Genomic DNA, 23,866 nt, shown 5'->3' on the forward strand with positions numbered 1-23,866 from the left:
GCCCTCCCCCGTCCACGTTTGAACCATCAAAGCTGACAAGACAAGGAGCCTGGAAGATGTCGACGTTACTGGATGATCTCACTTCGGTGGTTGCACCTGCCCTGGGCGAGGTCAGGGTCGTCGAGAACGGTGTGCCACTGGAACTTCGCCGGGAGATCCTGCGTCTGGTCAGGCGTCCGATCTGGGCCTATGGCTGGAAATCGGTGAAGGACCACGATTGCTTCGGCTTCTGGCACGCGCATTTTGCCGGCGGCGACGAGGAAACAAGGGAGAGTTGCGAGGAGGCGCTCGCCGCCAATCTGCAGGCATCCGCGATCCATGCATTGTGGGTTCACCTGTCGTCCACCGTACTGCGTGGGCACGTGCCGCTGCGCGTTTACGCCAATGGCCATACCTATGGTGTGGAAGGCTCCATTCACACCGACAGCATGGAAAGTGATGCGTTCACGACCATCTACTATGCCCACGGCGCATGGGATCCCGATTGGGCGGGCGAGACCGTTTTCTTTCCGTCGGACAGTGCCACTGCGCAGGCGGTGTTGCCGGTTCCTGGCAGGCTGATCGTGTTCCGTGGCGCGACGCCGCACGTGGCGCGCTCGGTCAGCCGCCAGTGCCCGGAACTGCGTGTTTCGGTGGTCATCAAGAGCCGTGTGGTGGCTGTCGATGAGCACTGAAGCAATCCATGCGCAGCTGCGGTGCGGCCTGCAGCGGCTGGGCGCGGATCGCCACCCGCACAGTGGGCGCAGTCTGCTTGACCACCTGGTCGGAACCGCTGAGCTGCTTTCCCATTGGGGGTGCGCCGCACATGTCTGTGCAGCCGGCATGTACCACAGCATCTACGGCACCAATGCATTCTCCATTGCATGCCAAGGGCGGGAGCAGCGCGAGGTGGTCGTCTCCTTGATTGGTGAGCGTGCCGAGCGCCTCGTGCATCTGTTTGCCATCAGTGAACGCCCGATTGCCTTTTTCAAGGCCGTTGGCAGTGGCTACCTTTCAAGCCGTTTCGACGGCAGCCAGCACCCGGTCACGCTGGATGAGCTTCGCGAGTTGATCGCCATCGAGTGTGCAAACCTGATCGAACAACGTGGACAACCAGGCCTTGTCGAGGTGCTTCTTGCACTGCCCGAAGCGCAGCGCAGTGCGCTTGTCGACGCCAATGTCATTGATGGAATCGAACGATCCAACGGAGAAGGAAACGCATGAACACTACAGCAGCGCTGATCGGGGAGCAGAGCGAGGGGAGCTTCGCCCTGCTCGGATACGAAGTGTGCCCGGGCATGATGTCGAAGGACATACTGGCGCTTGCCTGGCGCTACTATCTCTCCTATACCGGTCTTGCAGGCTACTACACCGTGAAGCCGGGCTTGAACGCGATGGATCGCTACGCGGACGCGCTTGGCGAGGCGATGCTGCCGACGGTGCAGACACGAATTGAGCAGACCACTGGCCTGAAACTGCTGCCTACCTATTCCTTTGCCCGCATCTACACGACCGAGTCCCGGCTGCACAAGCACGTCGATCGCGGCGCCTGCGAAGTGAGTGCGACCATGACGGTGGGCTATCGCAACGTGGCGGAGCTGTGGCCGATCCTGGTGGAGTCGGAAGGTGTCGCCGTGCCGTTGGCGTTGGATGTCGGTGACGCGCTGATCTATCGTGGTATGACCCTGCCACATTGGCGTGAGCCGCTGCCAAGTGGGTTGTGGTGCCAGCTTTTCTTCCATTTCGTGGAAGCTGGAGGTGAGATGGTGGGGTTGGCGCTGGATGGCCGGGGACGGCTGGGCCCTCATGCCGGCGGCATGACCGAGGTACCGTGATCAGTCAACGAGCGCTGGCGCCGGTTCTTCGCCGACCCAGTTTTCGATCTCACCGTGCTCGAACGGTCCCAGCTTCGCCTTCACCAGCCGCCCCTGTGCATCGAACAGCACGCTGTAGGGCAGCAGGCCCTGCGTATTGCCCAGCTGCACGCTGGCATCGCGCGGTCCCGGGGTCTCGATCACGATCGGGTAGCCCACCGGCACCCGTTGCAGGAAGCCACGCACGTCCCCCGGGGAATCCAGCGCCAGGCCAAGAACCTGCACACCGTTGTCGCCCTGGCCGCGGGCGAAGCGGGCCAGCTCGGGCATTTCTTCCACGCAGGGCGCGCACCAGCTGGCCCAGACATTGATCAACAGCGGGCGACCGGCGGCGTGCTGGCGCAGGTCCAGCGGCTGGCCTTCAAGATCAGGCAGCGACAACGCGGGCAGGCTGTCGCCGACCTGCAGGGCGGGTACCGCCGCCGCCACGGCGGGCGCCGCTGGCACGGCCTCAGGCGCAGCCGGCGCCGGTGCCAATCGATGCCCGGCCCACAGGCCAAGACCGGCGGCCAGCACCGCTGTCCACAGCAGCGCTGGCCGTTGCCACTTCATCGCGCGGTGCGCAGCAGCGCTTCCTCGACCACCGCCTGGGTCAGCAGGGTCGGCAGCACCGTCGGCGGCGCGCCGGGGCCATACACCACGTACAGCGGCACGCCCACGGCCTTGTGCTCTTCCAGGAACGTGGTGATCTGCGGATCGACGTTGGTGTAGTCCCCGCGCATGTACACCGCGTTGGTGCGCTTGAGCAGTTCCTTGAACTCCGGCCGCGACAGCACCGCGCGCTCGTTGGCCTTGCAGCTCACGCACCAGTCCGCGGTCATGTTCACGAACACCACGCGCTTGTCGGCACGCAGGCGGTCCAGCAGCTGCGGCGAGTATTCGACCACGTTGTCAGTGGCCGCCTGCGCGGCGCGCGCTGGCGGTGCCAGCTGGGTCACGCCCCAGGCCGGAACCAGTGCGCCGATCGCCAGCAGCACACCCAGCAGGGTGACGGCGCGCGAGCCGGTCCAGCGGTTACGTTCAAACAGCCACAGGCCGAAGGCGAGCAGCAGCAGGCCGCCCAGCACCAGCGCCATGCCGTCCACCCCGCGCTGCTTGCCCAGCACCCACAGCAGCCACAGCGCGGTGGCATACATCGGGAAGGCCAGCACGTGCTTGAGCGTTTCCATCCACGGGCCCGGCTTGGGCAGGCGGCGTGCCAGCGCCGGCACGAAGCCGATCAGCAGGAACGGCAGCGCCAGGCCCAGGCCGAGGAACAGGAACACGGTCATCGCCTTCAGCGGCGGGGCAATGAACGCGTAGGCAATCGCGCCGCCCATGAACGGGCCCACGCAGGCACTGCCGACCACGCAGGCCAGCGCACCGGTGAAGAAATCACCGGCCGGGCCACTGCGGCTGGCCAGCGACTGGCCCAGGTTGCCGATGCCACCGCCCAGGGTGAACACGCCGGACAGGCTCAGGCCCACCGCGAACATGATGTAGGCCAGCGCCGCCACCACACCCGGGTGCTGCAGCTGGAAGCCGATGCCGACGGCGTTGCCGATCGCGCGCAGGCCCACCATCAACGCACCGATCACCGCGAAGGCGACCAGCACGCCCAGCGTGTACCAGAGCGCGTGGCTGCGCGCGCGCTGCGGGCTTTCGCCACTCTGCGCCAGGCTCAGGACCTTCAGCGAGAGGATCGGCAGCACGCAGGGCATCAGGTTCAACACCAGGCCACCGGCCAGCGCCAGCAGCAGCACCCAGACGAACGAACGGTCCGGGTTCGGCGTACTCGCCGGCGGGCGCGTACGCAGCGCGTTGTCACTGCGTGCGTCGGGGGCGAATTCATTGCCTGCGCCTTCACTGCCGACGGTTGCCGGGGCCGCTGCACCATCGTTGGGCACGGTCGGCAGCAGACGCAGCGGAGCGCCGTTGGCCGACTCGCGGGGGGCTGCGGTGGTCGCAGGCAGCGGGCTGATCACCTCATTGCGCGGTGGCGCCTGGTCGGCGCGGGCGTTGACCTTGCCGGCTGGAATGGACAGCTTCACCCGGCGGGTCATCGGCGGGTAGCAGATGCCATCGGTCTGGCAGCCCTGGAAGGTCACCACCAGGGTGCTGTCGACCGCATCGGCGACGGAGCGGCGCAACGGCAGCGGCACTTCCACCTGGTTGAAGTAGACCGAGACATCGCCGAAGTGCTCGTCGCGATGTGACTGTGCGGCCGGCCAACGCGGCTTGTCGGCCAGCACGCCGGTGCTGCCCTCCAGCTTCAGCGAGGTGCGGTCGCGATACAGGTAGTAACCCGGCGCCGGGCTGAAGCGCAGCAGCAGGGTGTTGCCATCGCTGGCAATGGCATCGAAGCCGAATGCCTGCTCCGACGGCAGTGGCAGCGCCTGGCTGTTGCTGGCTGCACCCGGCAGGCGCAGGCCGCCGCTGTTGCCGGCACCGGCCAGCGGGTTGTTGAACGGGCTGGCCGCACCGGGGCGTGCGGCTGGGGCCGCCGCCTGTGCACCGCCGCCGGGCAGGGTGACCTGCACCACGCGCTTCTGCGGCGGGTAGCAGACACCGGCGTCGGCGCAGCCCTGGTAACGCACTTCCAGGCTGATGGTGCCGGCTGCATCGGTCGGTGCGCCGGGCAGGGTGGCCTGCAGCCGCTCGCGATAGGTTTCAACCTCGCCGAAGAAGTCGTCGTGGTGCTTGTCGCCCTTGGGCATCTGCAGCGCGCCGGCGTTGAAGGCCGGGTCGACCTTGACGCTGGTGCGGTGGCGATACAGGTAGTAGCCCGGCGCGATCTTGAACTGCAGCTGCACCTGGCCGCGTTCGGGGGCGGTCGCGGTCAGCGCGAACGCCTGGTCCACCGGCAGCAGGTCCTTCTCATCCAGAGCGAAGGCGGGCAGTGAAAGCCACAACAGGGCGCACAAGGCGGCGCCACGCGCAAACAGAGTCTTCAAACAGTGTCCTCCCGGGTCTGAGCCCGGATCCAGTCCAGATACGCCGGCAGGCCGGCCCGGGTTTCGACCGCGATGCACTCCGGGAGTTCATACGGGTGCAGTTCGACGATCCGGGCGATTGCGTCATCAACGCGGCTCGCGGTGGTCTTCACCAGCAGCTGCAGTTCGGTGTCGGTGGTGACCTCGCCCTGCCAGCGGTAGGTCGACTGCGCGCCCTCCAGACGTGTGACGCACGCGGCCAGGCGCTCGCCGACCAGTGCGTGCGCGATGCGCTCGGCACTGGCCCGGTCCGGGCAGGTGGTCAGCAGCAGCAGGACGGGATCGACGGTCGACATGACCGTCGAGTATAGGGCCGCCGCCGGGTCAGGGCCCGGCGGCGGCGATGGACCGCTGCGTTGCGCGATCAGTTGGCCAGCTGGCAGGTGGCCGGCTTGGCTGAGGTGAACAGGGCCGGGGTCGCCCACTCGGGGTGATCGATGAACGGGTTGCGGTTGCCCTGGAAGCTGTAGACCACGTCGTTGCGGGCACGCTCGGCATCATCCGGCGGATCGGACAGGTGCCAGTCGATCAGCGTCGACAGCAGGCCCATGTAGGCCGGCGAACTGCTGGTCTTGACGATCTTGCTGCGGTCGTCGGTCAGCTCCAGGTCCGGCTCGGACTGGCCGGTGGCCGCATCCTTGCCGCCCTCGTAGCGGATCGCCATGTACATCACCGCGCGCGCCATGTCGCCCTTGCGCTTGCCCCACACCTCGAAGGTGCCGGTGTTGCCGTCCGGCGTGCGCACCCAGTTGGAGTTGCCCGGGTAGCCGCCGCTGCCGCCGCCCTGGCCGTTGTTGGCCTCGGTGGCGCGCTCGCCGCAGTTGGCGTCGCATTTGCCGAACGGCTTGTTGCCACGGTCGGCGTTCCACTGCGCGTCGGTCAGGTACAGCATGTGGGTGTCGGTGTACGGCGCGTACGGCAGGCCCTTGTCGCCGGTGGTGCTGGCAAAGCCCAGCGAGTTCGGCCAGGTGTGCTCGCGGTTGTACTTCAGGCCACCGCCGCTGCCGGCGCGGTCGGTCACCTTGGCGTAGCTGCGGTTGCGGTACGCATCCAGGATCCTGCCGCTGTTGTTCGGATCCTCGTCGGCGATTTCCAGGATGGTCCAGGTGCTGGTGCCCGAGCCGCTGTACGGGTAGGCGGTGTGGCCCTTGATGGTGGCGTGCAGCGAGCAGCGCAGCTGGCTGGGGCTGCTGGTGTTGACCTTGGAGTAGTAGCCGGCCGGCACGCCCGGGTTGCCCGGGTCCGGATTGCCGCCGGTGCTGGCCACGGTGAAGGCGATGCGGCTGTCGGCGGCCGGGTGCGCGCCCTGCAGGTCGGTGATGCGCGCGGCACGGACATCGAAGCGGCAGGCTTCACCGGCCACCAGCGCGGTGTTGGTGGACAGCTTCACGCTGCGGCCGCTGGCCGGGAACGTGAGCGGCACGCTGCCGGAGGTGCCGCAGCTCAGGGCGAAGGCGCCACTGGCCAGGTTCACTGTCTCGCTGAACACCACTTCCAGGTCGGCGGCGGCCGGGAAGGTGCTGCTGCCCTGTGCCGGGGTGGTGGTGGACACCGACGGCGGCGTGTTCGGGCCCGGGGTGCCGCCACCGCTGAAGGTCTGGCCGTTGTTGCAGCTGCCGAATGTCTGTCTGGCCGACTCGGCCCAGGTGAAGTGGGCGTACTGGCTGCCGCTGCCGGTCAGCTGCAGCGAGGTGCCCGGGGCCGTGCTGTTGGTCTCGGCCACCGGAATGTTCTGGCTGGTCATGCCGGCGGCGGGGCCACCGGAGGCGGTGATGGCGCCCTCGTAGCTGAGGAACTGGACCACCTTGCCGCTGGCATCGACCAGGGCGATGCCGTCGTTGGGGCCGTTCTGGAGGCCGTTGGTCGGGTAACTGACTACGGCGATGGTGGCGCTGCCGCAGCCGGCGGCGGTGCCGGCCGGGACCGGGTTGTTGGCGTAGACCACCGCGGCCGAGGCGTTGGCGCCGTTGTACAGATACAGGCGGTAGCCGGACAGGTCCTCACCGGCAGTGGCCACGACCTCGATCGCTTCGCCGACGTCACCGGCGGCGGTGCTGTCGTCGTAGTGCAGTTCGTTGATGAAGACCTCGGCCTGGGCCGGCGCAGCGGCCAGGGCCAGCAGGCAGGCGGCGGCAAGCGGGGACAGCAATCGCATCGACAACTCCTTGTGATTGGGAATGCGCGGCCGAGCCTAAGGCCGATCCAGTGACACTTTGTCGTAAATGAACGTCAGATATCTGACAGTGCGACGCGTATCACCAAATGTCGAGGATTCCAGACGCAGGGTTGCCGCGTTGCACCGGCATCAGGGTCTTCACATGGGCACGGATCGAGTGTGCCCGGGACAGTGAAATTTTTTCCGGGAGTGGCCTTGAAAGGTCCGGGGGCAGCTCCATCTCTGTCCTGCTCCCGATTCATCGGGCTTTTTCGCGAGCAATGCTGGCAGTCACCTGGGGTGAGTGCTAACATCGCCAGACTTTTTCAGACCAATCAATAACTTAAGAGGTCTCTCATGAGCATCAAGCCGCTGCACGACCGCGTTGTGGTCAAGCCGATCGAAGCCGACGAAATCTCCGCCGGTGGCATCGTCATTCCGGATTCGGCCAAGGAAAAGTCCACCAAGGGTGAAGTCGTGGCCGTCGGCCCGGGCAAGCCGCTGGACAACGGCAGCGTGCGCGCTCCGTCGCTGAAGGTCGGCGACAAGGTCATCTACGGCCAGTACGCCGGCAGCTCGTATAAGAGCGAAGGCGTCGAGTACAAGGTCCTGCGCGAAGACGACGTGCTCGCCGTCATCGGCTGAGCCTCGGCGCGACCTGTTTCAACCTGATTCCCAAATCCCAGCCGCCGGGCATGGTCCGGCGCTACCAATGAGGTAATTGCAATGGCTGCCAAGGATATTCGTTTCGGTGAAGACGCCCGTTCGCGCATGGTGCGCGGCGTCAACGTTCTCGCCAATGCCGTCAAGGCCACCCTGGGCCCGAAGGGCCGCAACGTCGTGCTGGAAAAGAGCTTCGGTGCTCCGACCATCACCAAGGACGGCGTTTCCGTCGCCAAGGAAATCGAACTGGCTGACAAGTTCGAGAACATGGGCGCGCAGATGGTGAAGGAAGTCGCTTCGCGTACCAACGACGACGCCGGCGACGGCACCACCACCGCCACCGTGCTGGCCCAGGCCCTGATCCGCGAAGGCGCCAAGGCTGTGGCCGCCGGCATGAACCCGATGGACCTCAAGCGCGGTATCGACAAGGCCGTCGTGGCCGCCGTTGCCGAGCTGAAGAACATCTCCAAGCCGACCGCCGACGACAAGGCGATCGCCCAGGTCGGTACCATCTCGGCCAACTCGGACGAGTCGATCGGCCAGATCATCGCTGACGCGATGAAGGAAGTCGGCAAGGAAGGCGTGATCACCGTTGAAGAAGGCTCGGGCCTGGACAACGAGCTGGACGTGGTCAAGGGCATGCAGTTCGACCGCGGCTACCTGTCCCCGTACTTCATCAACAACCAGCAGTCGCAGACCGCTGACCTGGATGACCCGTTCATCCTGCTGCACGACAAGAAGATCTCCAACGTCCGTGACCTGCTGCCGGTGCTGGAAGGCGTCGCCAAGGCCGGCAAGCCGCTGCTGATCGTTGCCGAAGAAGTTGAAGGCGAAGCGCTGGCCACCCTGGTCGTCAACACCATCCGTGGCATCGTCAAGGTCGTGGCCGTCAAGGCGCCGGGCTTCGGCGACCGTCGCAAGGCGATGCTGGAAGACATGGCCGTGCTGACCGGCGGTACCGTGATCTCCGAAGAAGTGGGCCTGTCGCTGGAAAAGGCCACCATCAAGGACCTGGGCCGCGCCAAGAAGGTGCAGGTCTCCAAGGAAAACACCACCATCATCGATGGCGTGGGTGACAAGGCTGCCGTCGACGCACGCGTCGGCCAGATCAAGACCCAGATCCAGGACACCTCCTCGGATTACGACCGCGAGAAGCTGCAGGAACGCGTTGCCAAGCTGGCCGGCGGCGTTGCCGTGATCAAGGTCGGCGCTTCGACCGAAATCGAAATGAAGGAAAAGAAGGATCGCGTCGACGACGCCCTGCACGCCACCCGTGCAGCCGTTGAAGAAGGCGTGGTCCCGGGCGGCGGCGTTGCCCTGGTCCGTGCGGTCACCTCGCTGGCTGGCCTGAAGGGCGCCAACGAAGACCAGAACCACGGCATCCAGATCGCCCTGCGTGCGATGGAAGCCCCGCTGCGCGAAATCGTGGCCAACGCCGGTGAAGAGCCGTCGGTCATCATCAACAAGGTCAAGGAAGGCACCGGCAGCTTCGGCTACAACGCCGCCACCGGCGAGTTCGGCGACATGCTGCAGTTCGGCATCCTGGACCCGACCAAGGTGACCCGTTCGGCGCTGCAGAACGCGGCCTCGATCGCTGGCCTGATGATCACCACCGAAGCCATGGTTGCCGAAGCTCCGAAGAAGGACGAGCCGGCCATGGGCGGCGCCGGTGGCATGGGCGGCATGGGTGGCATGGGCGGCATGGACTTCTAAGTCCCCCGCGTTCGCCCCGCAATGAAAAACCCCGCCGCAAGGCGGGGTTTTTTTGTGGCCGGTTGGAATCGAAATAGTAGATCCACGCCATGCATGGATGCCGCTGCCAGGTGCAAATCTACCCGCGGCCCTCGCGCCGCTGCAGCCACGGGTGGGCCGCCAGCAGGGCCAGCGCGCCGCCAGCGATCATGCCCTGTACCCACGGCAGACCCGTGATCGGCGCAAGCAGCAGGCCCGCCACCATGCCGATCAGACTGGCGCCGACGGCCACCCGCTGACGTCGCTGCCGATGTGCGGCCTGGCGATGGCGTGCAGCGATGCGCAGACGCCGTGCATCCGGCCGCATTACGGCCTCGGCAATGGCATCGATCTCTGGGCGATTCATCCTGCGTCCTGCTTGGGGAGTGTGCCTGCATCCTGGGTCATCATCAGTGCCGCGCGCAACCAGGCCATGAATGCGGGTACTGCCGCGTTGGCCTCCCCGTCCGCACGCGTCACCGCGTAGTAGGCGAAGGCCTGGGGCCAGGGCTGGTCGATCACCATCTGCAGCCGGCCACTGGCCAGCTCTTCGGCCGCATGGATGTCGCGCACCAGGGCGACGCCTTGCCCGGCCACCGCCGCGCGGATCAACAACAGGTCGTCATCGAAGGCAGGGCCGCGCTCCAGTCGTTCATCGACGGGCAGATCCAGTGCCTGGAACCACAGCCGCCAGTCGCTGCGGTCGGCGTCCTGCAACAGGGGCAGCTGCAGGCAATCCTGCACCGAGCTCACCGTCGGTGCGCCGGCCAACAATGCCGGACTGGCCACCGGCAGCAGCACCGGTGCCATCAGGTGCTCAGCATGCAGCCCCGGGTAACGCCCGAGACCGTGGCGGATGGCGATGTCCACCCCCTTGCGGCGCAGGTCGACCAGCGCCGCGCTCGAGTCCAGCTGCACGTCCACCTGCGGATGCAACGCACTGAACGCGCCCAATCGCGGTGCCAACCACTGTGCGGCGAAGCTCGGTGCCGCACTGATGCGCAGCGTGCGTCGCGTTTCCCAGCGCTCCAGGGTCTGCAGGCTGTGCGAGATCTGCTCGAAGGCCTGCAGCAGTTCCGGGTATACGCGAGCGCCTGCGACGCTGAGCACCACGCCATGCCGGGTGCGGTCGAACAGGTTCACACCCAGCCGTTCCTGCAGCTGCCGCAATTGCTGGCTGATCGCACCAGGTGTCACCCCCATCGCTTCGGCGGCAGCGGTCAGGCTGCCATGGCGGCCAGTTTCAACGAAGGCCCGCAGGCCCAGCAGTGGCAGCACCGCACCCATGTCCATTCTCCTGTAGCCGCGTCGGCACGCGCCGCGCTGCGACAGCATATCGAGCGTGCTGCAGGCTGTCGCGCGCCTGCCACTCTCGGCGAGCTGTGCTCAACTTCCCATGCAGGAGACATCGTTTCCTTCCCACGCCAGCGCTTCCTAGACTGGTTGCACGGCTGCTGCAGCGCCCGTTTCCGCATCGCGCGGCCACCTTCGTCGGGCGCCGCTGCGTGCCGTCGCTCCCTGCCGTCCAGGAACTCCATGAACGAGCCTTCGCTGCACCTGTATTCCGACAGTTCTCCCAATGGCTTCAAGGCCACCATCGCACTGGAAGAGCTGGGTCTTCCCTATCGCCTGCACCACGTGCGCATCGTAGATGGCGAACATCGCCATCCCGATTTCCTGCGGCTCAATCCGCATGGGCGCATTCCGGTGCTGGAGGATCGCGCGCGCGGCATCGTTGTCTTCGAATCGGCGGCGATCCTGATGTACCTGGCCGAACAGGGCAATGCGTTGCTGCCTTCCGAACCCGCTGCACGCTGGGAGACGCTGACCTGGCTGATGTTCCATGCCGCCAGCGTCGGCCCGATCCTCGGCCAGCGCGTGCACTTCGAGCATCTCGCACAACAGCCCGATTCCGCGGCAATCGAACGCTACCGCCGCCTGAGCGACGACCTGTTCGGCGTACTCGACCAGCGTCTACAGGGACGCGAGTGGTTGGCTGGCGATCACTACTCGATTGCCGACATCGCCCACTTCGGCTGGCTGCACATCGCCCGCATCATCGACATCGATTTCTCGCGGCATCGCCATCTGGATGCGTGGTACGCGCGGGTTGCAGCACGCCCTGCGGTACAGCGCGGCGTGCAGCTGCCCGAACCGGCCACCGGACCGTAAGGAGGCCATGCAGATGAATGATTCCATTGCGATGCGGGGCGCGTCGGCGCCGGCCTTTGCCATGCACCCGGGCTACCAGCGCATGTTCCGTGCCGATGCACTGACGCTGGGCATCTACCTGCCGTTGCGTTTCTACCAGGGCGACATGAGCGTGCTGCAGGGTCAGGGGCGGTGGGTGGAGCAGATCGATCGCCACGGCTTTGCCGCGGCATGGGTGCGCGACGTGCCGCTGTTCGATCCGATGTTCGGTGATGCAGGCCAGTTGTTCGACCCGTTCACCTACCTTGCATGGCTGGCGGCGCGCACGCAGCGCGTGGCCCTGGCCACCGGCAGCGTGGTACTGCCCCTGCGCCACCCGATCGATCTGGCCAAAGCGGCGGCGTCGATCGATCAGCTGTCTGGTGGGCGGCTGGTGATGGGTGTGGCGTCTGGTGATCGCCCGCTGGAATTCCCGGCCTATGGACTGGAGCACGCGGCGCGCGGAGAACGTTTCGCTACCGCAATGAACGAGATGCGCCGTTGGCTGCAGCCGGGCACGGATGGGCGGATGACACATGCCGGGGCCGAGCAGGGTGTGCAGTTGCTGCCGCCCACAGTCAGTGGTCGCGTTCCGCTGGTTGTCACCGGCGGTGCGCGCCAGTCGCTGGAGTGGATCGGCCAGCATGCCGATGGCTGGCTGACCTATCCCGAGGCCACCCACGACGCCGCCGGCCCGCAGCGGCTGGCCGCGAAGATCCGTGCCTGGCGCGCGCTGATCCCGGAGGGGGGCTTCCGTCCGCACATGACCAACGAGTGGATCGACCTGGTGGATGACCCGGATCATCCACGCACGCCGCTGCAAGGGGGCTATACCCTGCGCACCGGCCGCAAGGGCCTGATCGACCTGCTGCAGGCCTGGCAGCGCGCCGGCGTGAATCACGCGGCGCTGGGTATCCAGTTCGCCGCGCGTCCTGCCGGCGACGTGCTGCAGGAGTTGGCGGAGGAGGTGCTGCCGCTGTTCCCGCCGCACCCGGGGCCGGCGCCGCAGGTGATGGACTGGTAGCCACCTCCACGGAGATGGAATATGATTAGGCGCCTAATCATATCGGTATGGGTGATGATCGAAGCCAAGCACAGTGCCCTGCTGGAAGAGGCGCTGCGACGCGGCCACGCCAACGTCGCGCAGCTGCGCCTGTGCTTCCAGCTGCTCTCGTTGTCGTCGTCCATCGACCACGATTGCGCCACCCGGCTGGCGCCACACGGGCTCAGTGAGGGTCGCTTCATCGTGCTGTTCCTGCTGCATGGGGCCGGCGGCACGTTGTCGCCCCACGCGCTGGCCGAGCGCGCAGGCGTGACCCGCGCCACCATCAGTGGCCTGCTCGATGGCCTGCAGCGCGAAGGCCAGCTGCAGCGGTGCAGCGATCCCGAAGATGGCCGTCGTCTCCAGATCGTGTTGACCGCACAGGGAAAACGCTTGGCCGAGACGCTGTTTGACCAGCATACGCAGTGGATCGGTGGCCTGTTCAATGGTCTGGACACCGATGAACAGCAGGAGCTGTCGCGGTTGCTGCACAAGGTCTGGCAGCACACCGATGCTGGACGAGAGTCTGCAGCATGAGTCCGGCGATTGCGGCGCAACGCCTGCATGAACTCAACACCGGCCGCGTTGCCACCACCCATCTGGCCGAATGCCTGGCAGTGGATTTCGCCGCGTTGCTGCAGGTGGTGGCGCCTGAGCTTGCACCGGAAGCGCTGCAACGCATGCGGGATGCCTCAGGCAAGGGCATCACGCTGCGCATGGCCCTGGCCGCGCAACTGCTGCGTGAGGCGGGGGGGCAGGGGGCGCCTATGCTCTGGCAGGATCACGGCTCCGATACCGTGCGCGGCTGGGCCTGCTACCTGATCGGCAGCGATTCCCGCGCAACGTTGGCAGAGAAGCTGCAGCAGATGCGCACGCTGGCCGATGACCCACACTTCGGCGTACGCGAATGGGCGTGGTTGGCGCTACGCACGGACATCGTTGCCGCGCCGATGCAGGCGCTTGAGTACCTGCAACCATGGGCACAGGAAACATCGCCGTACCTGCGCCGCTTCGCCTCCGAAGCGCTGCGCCCACGCGGTGTCTGGTCCACGCATATCGCACTGTTCAAGCAGCACCCGGAGCATGCATCGGCGCTGCTGGAAGCACTGGCTGACGACCCGGAACGCTATGTGCAGGATTCGGTCGGCAACTGGCTCAATGATGCCGGCAAGACTCAGCCACAGTGGCTGCGCGAGCTGTGCACGCGTTGGCAGCACGAGCGCCACAGCGACGCCAACGCCTACATCCGCAAACGCGCACTGCGCTCGCTCCGGTAGTGCCGGCCGCTGGCCGGCAGCTCCGCCACCTCGTCAACTTCAAGGAAGAACCACCATGTCGCACACCTTCATCGAGCTCTATACCGCCACGCCTGCCTGGACCACACTCCCGCCCGAGCAGCGGAATGCCTTCTTCGCCCGTATCGGCGCCGGCATGCAGCAGTTCGATCCAGCCCGCATCACGCCGCTGGCGATGGGCCGCATTGCCACGGGCGTACCGCACGGCAGCGATGAGCAGTTCTATGCGGTCTGGCGCTGCGCAAGCCGCGAGGAGGTCGATGCGTTGGTGGCCGGCATTGCCGCTACCGGCTGGCATGCCTACTTCACCACTACCCATGCGGTAGGCGCGATGGACAGCATGGCCCAGCACCTGGCCGACCTGGCCGCCTTGTAGCGGGGCGGCAGACGCCGACAGATCCCGGTCCTCGGCAGGGGTGGCACATGCGCCTGTCACCCAGACGCGGTAAACAGGACGTTGCCCATGTCCATCCGCAGGGAAGTCGATCATGCAGAGCACGCTCCAGGTCACGCTGTTCGGCCCTCTTGGCGACAGCCCGGCGTTGCAGTTGCCGGGGCTGGAGGGGCCGTCGGTGGCCATCCAGGAATCGGCCCTGCGGCGGTTGGTTTCCGACCTCTACACCGCGCGTTCCCTGCTCAACCCCGAGCAGCTGGACGAGGCTCGGCAGGAACTGGATCGCGTGCTGGAACGCTGGGCCGACATCCATGAGGGCCTGCTGCTGGACGTGGAAGTGCATGGCAAATGAGCGACTTTGCGTGGTTGCCGCCGCATAGGCCGGGCTGGCACGCACCTCGCTGAACCGCGTCCCCAGTTGCGGATGAAACATTTTGCACTGCGCAAAAGCTGTGCTATCAATAGATCCCATGAACGCAGCCCCCACCAGCTTTTACTGGTATTACTTTCCGAAGCCACTGGCGGAGGAAGGACTGCGCTCACCCTGAAGAAAGCTTCAGACGCATTCCCGAAAGCCGCCAGCGAACCTGGCGGCTTTTTTCATGCCGCCACGCTGGGGACCCCCAACGTTCCGGAGATCTCCTGCAATGCCCCCGCACACCGACGACCTGCGTATCCGCACCATCGAACCGCTGACACCGCCTGCCCAGCTGCTGGCGATGCTGCCTTGTGACGATGAAGCTTCCGACACCGTCAGCGCCTCGCGCGCGGCCCTGCACCAGATCCTGCACGGCCGTGACGACCGCCTGGCGGTGGTGGTGGGCCCGTGCTCGATCCATGACCCGAAGGCCGCCATCGAGTATGCCCAGCGCCTGAAGCCCCTGCGCGATGCGCTGGCCGGTGAACTGGAAATCGTCATGCGCGTGTACTTCGAGAAGCCGCGCACCACGGTGGGCTGGAAGGGCCTGATCAACGACCCGGACCTGGATGGCAGCTTCAGGATCGACAAGGGCCTGCGCATCGCCCGCGGCCTGCTGCGCGACATCAACAAGCTCGGCCTGCCGGCCGGTGTCGAATTCCTCGACGTGATCTCGCCGCAGTACATCGCCGACCTGGTGGCATGGGGCGCGATCGGCGCACGCACCACCGAAAGCCAGGTGCATCGCGAGCTGGCGTCGGGCCTGTCGTGCCCGGTCGGCTTCAAGAACGGCACCGATGGCAACGTGAAGATCGCCGCTGACGCGGTGGGTGCTGCGTCCAACCCGCATCACTTCCTGTCGGTCACCAAGCAGGGCGGCACCGCCATCGTGTCGACCACCGGCAACCCGGATTGCCATGTGATCCTGCGCGGCGGCAAGCAGCCGAACTACGACGCAGGCAGTGTTGCCGAGGCCTGCCAGGTGCTGGCCAAGGCCAAGTTGCCGACGCGTCTGATGATCGACGCCAGCCATGCCAACAGCCTGAAGAACCCGGAGAACCAGCCGAAGGTGATCGAGGACATTGCCGTTCAGCTGGAAGACGGCGAACAGCGCATCGTTGGCGTGATGATCGAGAGCCATCTGGTCGGTGGCCGCCAGGAGCTGGTGGAAGGCCAGCCGCTGGTTTACGGGCAGAGCATCACCGATGGCTGCATCGACTGGGACACCACCGTGACGGTGCTGGAGCGACTGGCCGCGGCCGTGCGCGCCCGTCGCGAAGTAAAGGTGTCCGAAGCCGCCTGAGCGCGGCACGTGTGTGGATGGCGGCCAGCGCCTGCGGGGGTGCGGCCGCGATCAGGGCCGGTCGGAGTTGGAGACCGGCCCATCTGCACCGGCGATGCGCCTGGCGCTGCGCATGAGCGACAGCGCCAGGTACATCGCCGGGGTGGTGATTGCCGCTTTTCTGTGCCGTCGAGCGCTGGTCCCGCTTGATGCAGTAGATCCACGCCATGCGTGGATGAATACCCCGCTACATTCACCGTTTCGCCCGAATCCTCGCCAACGCCAGATACATCGCCGGCGTGGTGTACAGCGTCAACCATTGGCTGACCAGCAAGCCGCCGACAATGGCGATACCCAGCGGCTGCCGCAGCTCCCAGCCTTCGCCGTTGGCCAGCATCAGCGGCAGCGTGCCCAGCAGCGCCGCCAGCGAGGTCATCAGGATCGGTCGCAGGCGCAACCGCGCGGCTTCCATCACTGAATCCTGCGCGCTCAGCCCGCGCCGCTCACCGGCCAGCGCGAAATCCACCAGCAGGATGGTGTTCTTCATCACCACACCAACCAGCAGGAACAGGCCGAGCAGGGCGATCAGGTTCAGTTCGTTGCCGAACAGCCACAACGCCAGCAGAGCACCGACACCTGCCGAGGGCAGGGTGGACAGAATCACCAGCGGCTGCAGGAAGCTCTCGTAAAGGATGCCCAGCACCAGGTAGACCGCCAGCGTGGCGCCCAGCACCAGCCATAGCTGGCGCGCGCGCAGCTGATCCAGCCCGCCGGCTTCACCGGACAGTTTTCCCTGGACCGAACGCGGCAGCATCAGTTTCGACATTGCACCATCAATCGCTTGCGTAGCCTGCTCCAGCCCCACGCCCGGTGCCAGCGCGAACTCGATCCAGATCGAGGCGAACTGTTCGCTGTGATACACCCGGTCCGGCGCCATGCCGTAGCGCCAGCTGGCGATGCTCGACAGCGGAATGCGCTGGCCGTGGCTATCGATCACCTGCAACCGCGCCAGCGTGCCGGGGTCCTGAGTGTGCTTGGGGTCCAGCTCCATCACCACGCGGTATTGGTTGAGACTGTCGTACAGCGTGGCGACCTGGCGCTGGCTGAAGGAGTTGTTGAGCATGTTGGCCACCGTGCGCAGGTCGACGCCGTGGCGCGCGGCGGCTTCGCGGTCGATATCCAGCACCACCTGGCGCATGCCAGCGTCACCCTGTGCTTCCACGTCCACCAGCTCCGGCAGGCCACGCAGGGCGGCCGCCACCTTCGGTGCCCATTCGCGCAGCGGCGCGGTATCGGCCGACAGCAGCTGGAACTCGTACTTGCCACTGCTGCCTGCGCCCTCCAGGCGGATGTCCTGGTCCACCCACAGATAGAGATTGCCGCCGGGCAGCTTGGGCAGCCGCGCGCGCAGGCGGTCGATCACCTGCTGGCTGGAGACCTTGCGCTCGGCCAGCGGCTTCATCTTGATCATGATGAAGGCGTTGTTGACCCCGTTGCTGCCACCGATGTAGCCGATGATGTCCTCGATGGCCGGGTCGGACAGCAACAGCTTCCTGTACGCATCGATCTTCGGTTGCATGGCCTGGAAGGACAGGCCGTCATCGCCGCGGGCGAAGCCGCGCAGCTGCGCGGTGTCCTGCTTGGGCACGATGCCCTTGGGCACCTGCTGGAACAGCCACGTGTTGAGCGCGATGACTGCAACGAACGCCAGCAACGGCCAGCGCAGCCGGCGCAGGCTGGCCTGCAGCGTGCGCAGGTAGGCCCCGCGCAGGCGCTCGAACAGTGCGTTGCTGCCGCGCTGCCAGGCCGACGGCTGCCGTGCGTCGTCCACGAACAATCGTGCACACAGCATCGGAACCAGGCTCAGCGCGACCAGCACCGATACCGCCATCGCCGCCACCAGCGTCAGCGAGAATTCGCGGAACAGGCGTTCGACGAAGTCGTCCAGGAACAGGATGGAGATGAAAACCACGGCCAGTGCAACGTTCATCGACAGCAGCGTGGCACCGACTTCCGATGCGCCACGCACCGCCGCCTGCCAGCGGTCCGCGCCGAGTTCGCGATGGCGGGCGATGTTCTCCAGCACCACGATGGCATCGTCCACCACCAGCACGGCGGCCACGATCAGGGCCATCAGCGAGAGCGTGTTGAGTGAGAAGCCCATCAGCGCCACCAGCGCGAGCGTCCCGAACAGCACCACCGGAATCGCCACGCTGGGCACCAGCGCTGCACGCCAGTGGCCGAGGAAGCCGAGCACCACCAGCACCACCAGCACGATCGCCAGCACCAGCGTGAGCTCTGCTTCGTGCAGGGTGGCGCGGATTACCGGCGAGCGGTCCATCACCAGGCGCATGTCCACGCTGGAGGGCAACAGTGCATGCAGCTGCGGCAGCTGCGCCTGGATGGCATCAACGGTGGCGATGATGTTGGCACCGGGTTGGCGGCTGACGATCAGCAGCACGGCGGGGCGTTCGTTGTGGAAGCCGCTGGCGTAGCGGTCTTCCACGCCATCGGCAACGGCGGCGACATCGCCCAGCCGCAGCGTGCGGTCGTCGCTGACCTTCAACGCCAGTTCGCGATACTGCGCGGCCTGGCGCAGCTGCAGCGGCGCTTCCAGCTGCCACTGCTGGTGCGCGTCCCCCACCGCGCCCAGCGGGCGCACCGCATTGGCACGCGCGATGGCCTGGGCCACGTCCTCAAGCGCCAGCCCTGCATGGTTCAGTGCATTCGGGTCCAGCGATACACGCACCGCCGGCAAGGCGCTGCCACCCACCTGCACTTCACCCACGCCCGGTACCTGCGACAGCTTCTGCGCCAGCACGGTTGAGGCCAGGTCATACAGCTGGCCGGGCGACAAGGTGTCCGAGGTCAGTGCCAGCGCCAGGATCGGTGCCTGTGAGGGATTGACCTTGCGGTACTGCGGCATGCCGGGCATGCCACTGGGCAACTGCCCGCGTGCAAGATTGATGGCGGCCTGCACTTCACGTGCTGCCTCATCGATGTCGCGGCCGAGTACGAACTTCAGTTCGATCTGGGTCTGGCCCTGGGTGCTGGCCGAATCGATGCGCGAGATGCCGGGCAGGCTGCCCAGTGCGCGCTCCAGCGGCGTGGCCACGGTGGCTGCCATCGACTCGGGCGAGGCGCCGGGCAGGCTGGCGCTGACTTCGATGGCCGGGTAATCGACCTGTGGCAGTGGCGCCACAGGCAACAGGCGCAATGCCAGCAGGCCAGCCAGCACCAGCGCCACCGCCAGCAGGATCGTCGCAACCGGGCGCTGCACGCAGGCCTGCGCCAGGCGCGCGATAGGGGTCACGCGCGCGCCTCGTCAACGGTCACCGGGGACGTCGCACGGCCACGCTGCAGGCGATCAAAGGCAAGGTAGATCACGGGCGTGGTGAACAGGGTCAGTACCTGGCTGACCAGCAGCCCCCCCACCATCACCCAGCCCAGTGGCTGCCGCAGCTCGGCACCGGAACCACTGGCCAGCATCAGCGGCACTGCGCCGAACAGCGCGGCCAGCGTGGTCATCAGGATCGGCCGGAAGCGCAGCAGTGCCGCCTGGTGGATCGCTTCGCGTGGCGTCATGCCGCGTGTGCGCTGCGCGTCCAGCGCGAAGTCGATCATCATGATCGCGTTCTTCTTCACCAGGCCGATCAGCAGCACAATGCCGATCACCGCGATCAGGTCCAGGCTGCGCCCGCTTACCCACAGCGCAGCCAGCGCACCCACGGTGGCCGAGGGCAGGGTGGACAGGATGGTGATCGGATGGATGAAGCTCTCGTAGAGCACGCCCAGCACGATGTACATCACCACCACGGCCGCCAGGATCAGCCATAGCGTGGACGACAGCGAGCTGCTGAAGGCGGCCGCCGCACCCTGCAGGCGAAGTTCGATGCTCTGCGGCAGGTTCACCTGTGCGCGCGCGGCGAGCACGGCATCCACCGCTTCGCCCAGCGAAGCGCCCGGGGCAAGATTGAACGACAGCGTGGCCGCCGGGAACTGGCCGACATGGTTGCGCAGCAGGGCGGTCGGGCCCAGATCCACCCGTGCCACCGCACCCAGCGGCACGGTCTGTCCGCTGCTGCTGCGCACACGCAGGCCCGTGATCGCCTCCGGCCCGGGTTGCCGTGAAGGATCGGCCTCCAGCACCACCCGGTACTGGCTGGCCTGAGTGAAGATGGTGGAGATCTGGCGTTGCCCATAGGCGTCGTACAGCGCATCGGCCACCGCTTCCACGCTCACACCCAGGCGCGCTGCGGCGTCACGGTCGATGTTCACCCGTGCCTGCCGGCCCTGCATCTGCAGATCGCTGGCGACATCGCGAAGTGCCGGTTGCTGGCGCAGCGCCTGCAGCAGCTTCGGGGTCCAGCGCTCCAGTGTTTCAAGATCCGGCGTGGTCAGCGTGAACTGGTACTGGGTGCGGCTGATGCGGTCTTCGATGCCCAGCTCCTGCACCGGCTGCAGGTACAGAGTGATGCCGGGAATCTTCGACACGCGCTGTTGCAGGCGCGCCATCACCACGGCGGCGCCATCGCGGTCGCCGTGCGGTTTCAGCTCGATCAGCAGGCGGCCGGTATTGAGCGTGGCGTTGTTGCCGTCCACGCCGATGTACGAGGACACGCTGGCCACCGCCGGGTCGGCTTCGATGGCTGCCGCCAACGCCTGCTGGCGCTCGCGCATGGCCTGGAACGAGATGGCCTGCGGCGCTTCGCTGATGCCCTGCACCAGGCCGGCATCCTGCACCGGGAAGAAGCCCTTGGGCACGGCGAAGTACAGCGCTACGGTCAGTGCCAGCGTCGCGACCGTGGCCAGCAACATCAGCGGCTGGCGCTGCAGCACCCAGCGCAGCTGGCGGTCGTAGAGGCCGATGACGCGGTCGAAGACATCTTGTTTTGAGGTCGGAGCCCTGGCGGGATCCGACCCCTGGGCCGGGGTCAGATCCCCGTGGGGCTCTGACCCCTTCGCATGTGGCTTCAAGAAGCGCGCGCACAGCATCGGCGTCAATGTCAGCGAGACCAGCAGCGAGATACCGATCGCCACCGCCAGCGTCACCGCGAACTCATGGAACAGTGCGCCCACCAGGTCGGCCATGAACAGCAGCGGGATCAGCACCGCGATCAGCGAGACAGTCAGCGACACCAGAGTGAAGCCGATTTCCGCTGCGCCCTTGAGCGCCGCCTCGCGTGGGCTTTCACCTTCCTCCAGATGGCGGGCGATGTTCTCCAGCATCACGATGGCATCGTCCACCACGAAGCCGGTGGCGATGGTCAGCGCCATCAGCGTGAGGTTGTTGAGCGAATAGCCGGCCAGCAGCATCACCGCGAAGGTGCCGACCAGCGACAGCGGCACCGCGACGCTGGGAATGAGCGTGGCCGGCAGATTGCGCAGGAACACCCAGGTGACCAGCACCACCAGGCCGATGGCCAGTACCAGTTCCTTCTGCACGCCGCGCACCGACGCACGGATCGATTCGGTGCGGTCACTCAGCACGTTCATCTGCACGCCGGCCGGCAGCGTGGCCTGCAGCTGCGGCAGCAGCGTACGCACCTGCTCGACCACGGCGATCACGTTGGCACCGGGCTGGCGCTGGATGTTCACCAGCACCGCCGGGGTGGTGCCGCTCCAAGCGGCCAGCTGCCGGTTCTCGGCGCCATCGCTGATGGTGGCCACATCGCCCAGCCGTAGCGGCGCGCCGTCACGCCAGGCCAGTACCAGCGCGCGGTATTCGGCCACGCTGCGCATCTGATCGTTGGCGTCGAGCATCACCGCGCGGATCGGGCCATCGAAGCTGCCCTTGGGCAGGTTGACGTTGGCCGCAGCAATCGCGGTACGGATGTGGTCCATGCCCAGGCCGTTGGCGGCCAGTGCCGCTGGATTGACCTGGATGCGCACCGCGGGGCGCTGGCCGCCGGCCAGGCTGACCAGGCCGACGCCGGGCAGCTGCGCCAGGCGCTGGGCGATGCGGGTGTCGACCAGGTCGTGCACCTGCGGCAGCGACAGTCCCTGCGAGGTCACCGCCAGAGTCAGGATCGGGGTGTCGGCCGGGTTGACCTTGCGGTACACCGGCGGCACCGGCAGGTCGTCGGGCAGGAAGCTGCCCGCCGCGTTGATGGCGGCCTGCACGTCCTGCTCGGCCACGCCCAGTGACACCTCCAGCCCGAACTGCAGGGTGATGACCGAGGCGCCACCGGAACTGGTCGACGACAGTTGCTTCAGACCAGGAATCTGCCCGAGCTGGCGTTCCAGCGGCGCGGTGATGGTGCGTGTGGTCAGTTCCGGGCTGGCACCGGGGTACAACGTGGTGATCTGGATGATCGGATAGTCGACCTGCGGCAGTGCGGCCACCGGGAGCAGGCGGTAGGCCAGTACGCCGGACAGCAGCAGCGCCACCATCAGGAGAGTCGTTGCAACCGGGCGCAGGATGAAGGGGCGCGAGAGGTTCATGCGCCGGCCTTGGTCGCGGCCTCCTCGGTGATGATCTCCACCGCCGTGCCGTCTTCCAGCCCGTCGATGCCTTCGATTACCACCTTGTCCCCTGCGGCCAGCCCGGAGCGCACGGCCACGCGTCCATCATCAGCCGGACCGAGCACCACGGTGCGGCGCTGTGCCTTGCTGTCCTTGTCGACGATATGCACGTAGTTGCCCTGGCTGCCGAACTGCACGGCGGCATCGGGAATCAGCAGCGCGGGCTGCTCGCCCAGCTGCAGGCGTACGTTGACGAACTGGTTGGGGAACAGGGCCAGGTCGTGGTTGTCGAAGTGCGCACGCAGTTTCAGCGTGCCGGTGGTGGTATCGATGCGGTTGTCGACGCTGGACAGCGCGCCACTGGCAAGCTGCCGGCGTTCTTCGCGGTCCCAGGTTTCCACTGCCAGCGCCGGTTGTGCCTGCACGGCATCGAGCAGCGCGGGCAGCTCGGGTTCGGGCACGGTGAACAGCACGCTGATCGGAGCGGTCTGCGCCAGCGTCACCAGGCCTTCGGCATCGCTGGCACGCACCAGGTTGCCCACGTCCAGCCGGCGCAGCCCGACGCGGCCACTGACCGGGGCGACGATGCGGGTGTACTGCAGCTGCAGGCGCGCTTCGTCAACAGACGCCTGATCGCTGAGGCGGCGGCCCTGCAGCTGGCGCACCTTGCTCTGCTGGTCGCTCAGTTCCTGCCCGGACACGTAGTTCTGCTTCTGCAGTTCGCGGTAGCGCTGCAGCTGGCGTTCGGCGTTTTCCAGCTCGGCCAGATTCTGCTGCTGGGTACCCTGGGCCTGTGCCAGCTTCACCTCATACGGACGTGGGTCGATCTGCGCCAGCAGGTCGCCGGCTTTCACCTGTTGGCCTTCCTGGAAGTGCAGGCGCAGCAGCTCGCCATCCACGCGGCTGCGTACCACCACACTGTGCAGGGGGGTGACCGTACCGACCGCCTTCAGGCGCAGCACCAGCGGCTCGGCGCTGGCACGCGCCACGCGTACCGGCACCGTCTTGCCCGACGCATCGTCGCTGCTGCCGGCGCCATTCCGGGGCCAGAGCCACCACGCCAGAAGGGCGACGAGGGCGATGGCCAGCACCGCCCACAGCGGGCGGGCACGACGGAAACGGGAATTTTCGGCGACAGACATGGGGCATCCTGCGCCCTGCGCGCGCAGGGACATGCGGGCCCGTCGGTGCGTTCACGGCATCACGGGCAGCGGGGAGGGAGTGTCTGGCGGGGCCGCGGGCGCGGCGTGGCTGGATGCCGTCGCAGCAGCGACGGGGCGACAATGGTAGCCAATCACCCCGGCCAATGCCGCATGACCAACGTCATGCAACGCAAGCGGTAGTGGCGGGGGGGGGGGGGGGCCCCCCCCCGCCGGGGGGGGGGGGGGGGGGGGGGGGGGGCGGGG

Annotated in this window: 21 protein-coding genes; 12 read left to right on the forward strand and 9 right to left on the reverse strand. The window is 66.8% G+C overall.

The genetic code is table 11. From position 1 onward, the window contains the following. Positions 1 to 56: 56 nt before the first annotated feature. Genes ACJ7C5_RS08430 through ACJ7C5_RS08440 form a run of 3 tightly spaced genes read left to right on the forward strand, consistent with a single transcriptional unit; the run spans position 57 to position 1,814 of the window. Entirely contained in the window at positions 57 to 674 is a 618-nt protein-coding gene (locus ACJ7C5_RS08430) for a 2OG-Fe(II) oxygenase (RefSeq protein WP_088027456.1), read from the forward strand. Next, a complete protein-coding gene (locus tag ACJ7C5_RS08435; RefSeq protein ID WP_412703632.1) occupies positions 664 to 1,203 on the forward strand; it encodes a DUF6817 domain-containing protein in 540 nt (179 codons plus the stop codon). Before ACJ7C5_RS08430 ends, ACJ7C5_RS08435 begins: the two co-directional genes overlap by 11 nt. Beyond that, positions 1,200 to 1,814, forward strand: coding sequence for a hypothetical protein (locus ACJ7C5_RS08440; RefSeq protein ID WP_088027451.1), 615 nt, complete (start codon positions 1,200 to 1,202; stop codon positions 1,812 to 1,814). The genes ACJ7C5_RS08435 and ACJ7C5_RS08440 overlap by 4 nt, the downstream gene beginning before the upstream one ends. On the opposite strand, the gene ACJ7C5_RS08445 is transcribed toward ACJ7C5_RS08440, so the two are convergent. The 4 genes from ACJ7C5_RS08445 to ACJ7C5_RS08460 all read right to left on the reverse strand — a co-directional run bounded on the left by ACJ7C5_RS08445 (position 1,815) and on the right by ACJ7C5_RS08460 (position 6,980). Then, positions 1,815 to 2,405 (reverse strand): TlpA family protein disulfide reductase, encoded by a 591-nt coding sequence (locus ACJ7C5_RS08445; protein ID WP_412703633.1) that lies wholly within the window; start codon positions 2,403 to 2,405, stop codon positions 1,815 to 1,817. Then, a complete protein-coding gene (locus ACJ7C5_RS08450) occupies positions 2,402 to 4,786 on the reverse strand; it encodes a protein-disulfide reductase DsbD domain-containing protein (protein WP_412703634.1) in 2,385 nt (794 codons plus the stop codon). The genes ACJ7C5_RS08445 and ACJ7C5_RS08450 overlap by 4 nt, the downstream gene beginning before the upstream one ends. Next, entirely contained in the window at positions 4,783 to 5,121 is a 339-nt protein-coding gene (gene cutA / locus ACJ7C5_RS08455) for a divalent-cation tolerance protein CutA (protein WP_412703635.1), read from the reverse strand. The genes ACJ7C5_RS08450 and cutA overlap by 4 nt, the downstream gene beginning before the upstream one ends. Before the next feature lie 68 nt (positions 5,122 to 5,189). Further along, positions 5,190 to 6,980 (reverse strand): endonuclease, encoded by a 1,791-nt coding sequence (locus tag ACJ7C5_RS08460; RefSeq protein WP_412703636.1) that lies wholly within the window; start codon positions 6,978 to 6,980, stop codon positions 5,190 to 5,192. Between the two features lie 357 nt (positions 6,981 to 7,337). Between ACJ7C5_RS08460 and ACJ7C5_RS08465 the strand changes: the two genes are divergently transcribed. Further along, the gene (locus tag ACJ7C5_RS08465) at positions 7,338 to 7,625 is read left to right on the forward strand and encodes a co-chaperone GroES (protein WP_006396661.1); all 288 of its coding nucleotides are present in this window, start codon (positions 7,338 to 7,340) and stop codon (positions 7,623 to 7,625) included. Positions 7,626 to 7,706: 81 nt separating this feature from the next. Further along, a complete protein-coding gene (gene groL / locus ACJ7C5_RS08470; RefSeq protein ID WP_006473018.1) occupies positions 7,707 to 9,356 on the forward strand; it encodes a chaperonin GroEL in 1,650 nt (549 codons plus the stop codon). Positions 9,357 to 9,474: 118 nt separating this feature from the next. Here groL and ACJ7C5_RS08475 read toward each other — a convergent pair whose 3' ends face one another. Beyond that, positions 9,475 to 9,741, reverse strand: a complete 267-nt coding sequence (locus ACJ7C5_RS08475) for a hypothetical protein (protein WP_412703637.1) — start codon at positions 9,739 to 9,741, stop codon at positions 9,475 to 9,477. Further along, on the reverse strand, positions 9,738 to 10,661 hold the full coding sequence (locus tag ACJ7C5_RS08480; protein WP_097048629.1) for a LysR substrate-binding domain-containing protein: 924 nt from the start codon (positions 10,659 to 10,661) through the stop codon (positions 9,738 to 9,740). Before ACJ7C5_RS08480 ends, ACJ7C5_RS08475 begins: the two co-directional genes overlap by 4 nt. Positions 10,662 to 10,910: 249 nt before the next feature. Between ACJ7C5_RS08480 and ACJ7C5_RS08485 the strand changes: the two genes are divergently transcribed. The 7 genes from ACJ7C5_RS08485 to ACJ7C5_RS08515 all read left to right on the forward strand — a co-directional run bounded on the left by ACJ7C5_RS08485 (position 10,911) and on the right by ACJ7C5_RS08515 (position 16,016). Then, the gene (locus tag ACJ7C5_RS08485; RefSeq protein WP_412703638.1) at positions 10,911 to 11,546 is read left to right on the forward strand and encodes a glutathione S-transferase family protein; all 636 of its coding nucleotides are present in this window, start codon (positions 10,911 to 10,913) and stop codon (positions 11,544 to 11,546) included. A 13-nt stretch (positions 11,547 to 11,559) separates the two neighbouring features. Beyond that, entirely contained in the window at positions 11,560 to 12,588 is a 1,029-nt protein-coding gene (locus tag ACJ7C5_RS08490; protein ID WP_412703639.1) for an LLM class oxidoreductase, read from the forward strand. A 54-nt stretch (positions 12,589 to 12,642) separates the two neighbouring features. Continuing rightward, positions 12,643 to 13,143: a MarR family winged helix-turn-helix transcriptional regulator gene (locus tag ACJ7C5_RS08495; protein ID WP_412703640.1), complete on the forward strand. Its 501-nt coding sequence runs from the start codon at positions 12,643 to 12,645 to the stop codon at positions 13,141 to 13,143. Next, positions 13,140 to 13,883 carry a DNA alkylation repair protein gene (locus ACJ7C5_RS08500; RefSeq protein ID WP_412703641.1) on the forward strand — a complete coding sequence of 248 codons (744 nt, stop codon included), beginning with the start codon at positions 13,140 to 13,142 and terminating at the stop codon, positions 13,881 to 13,883. The genes ACJ7C5_RS08495 and ACJ7C5_RS08500 overlap by 4 nt, the downstream gene beginning before the upstream one ends. A gap of 55 nt (positions 13,884 to 13,938) precedes the next feature. Then, positions 13,939 to 14,277, forward strand: a complete 339-nt coding sequence (locus ACJ7C5_RS08505) for a DUF6616 family protein (RefSeq protein ID WP_088027429.1) — start codon at positions 13,939 to 13,941, stop codon at positions 14,275 to 14,277. A 112-nt stretch (positions 14,278 to 14,389) separates the two neighbouring features. Then, complete coding sequence (locus ACJ7C5_RS08510) at positions 14,390 to 14,647, forward strand: hypothetical protein (protein ID WP_005411217.1); 258 nt, start codon at positions 14,390 to 14,392, stop codon at positions 14,645 to 14,647. Positions 14,648 to 14,942: 295 nt separating this feature from the next. Next, the gene (locus ACJ7C5_RS08515; RefSeq protein ID WP_285317695.1) at positions 14,943 to 16,016 is read left to right on the forward strand and encodes a 3-deoxy-7-phosphoheptulonate synthase; all 1,074 of its coding nucleotides are present in this window, start codon (positions 14,943 to 14,945) and stop codon (positions 16,014 to 16,016) included. Positions 16,017 to 16,248: 232 nt separating this feature from the next. On the opposite strand, the gene ACJ7C5_RS08520 is transcribed toward ACJ7C5_RS08515, so the two are convergent. Genes ACJ7C5_RS08520 through ACJ7C5_RS08530 form a run of 3 tightly spaced genes read right to left on the reverse strand, consistent with a single transcriptional unit; the run spans position 16,249 to position 23,602 of the window. Then, positions 16,249 to 19,308, reverse strand: a complete 3,060-nt coding sequence (locus ACJ7C5_RS08520; RefSeq protein ID WP_412703642.1) for an efflux RND transporter permease subunit — start codon at positions 19,306 to 19,308, stop codon at positions 16,249 to 16,251. Continuing rightward, positions 19,305 to 22,439, reverse strand: a complete 3,135-nt coding sequence (locus ACJ7C5_RS08525) for a multidrug efflux RND transporter permease subunit (RefSeq protein WP_412703643.1) — start codon at positions 22,437 to 22,439, stop codon at positions 19,305 to 19,307. The genes ACJ7C5_RS08520 and ACJ7C5_RS08525 overlap by 4 nt, the downstream gene beginning before the upstream one ends. Continuing rightward, positions 22,436 to 23,602, reverse strand: coding sequence for an MdtA/MuxA family multidrug efflux RND transporter periplasmic adaptor subunit (locus ACJ7C5_RS08530; protein ID WP_412703644.1), 1,167 nt, complete (start codon positions 23,600 to 23,602; stop codon positions 22,436 to 22,438). The genes ACJ7C5_RS08525 and ACJ7C5_RS08530 overlap by 4 nt, the downstream gene beginning before the upstream one ends. Between the last annotated feature and the right edge of the window lie 264 nt (positions 23,603 to 23,866).

It is taken from the genome of Nocardiopsis yanglingensis (genome assembly GCF_045809185.1).
Taxonomy (GTDB): Bacteria; Pseudomonadota; Gammaproteobacteria; order Xanthomonadales; family Xanthomonadaceae; genus Stenotrophomonas; species Stenotrophomonas yanglingensis.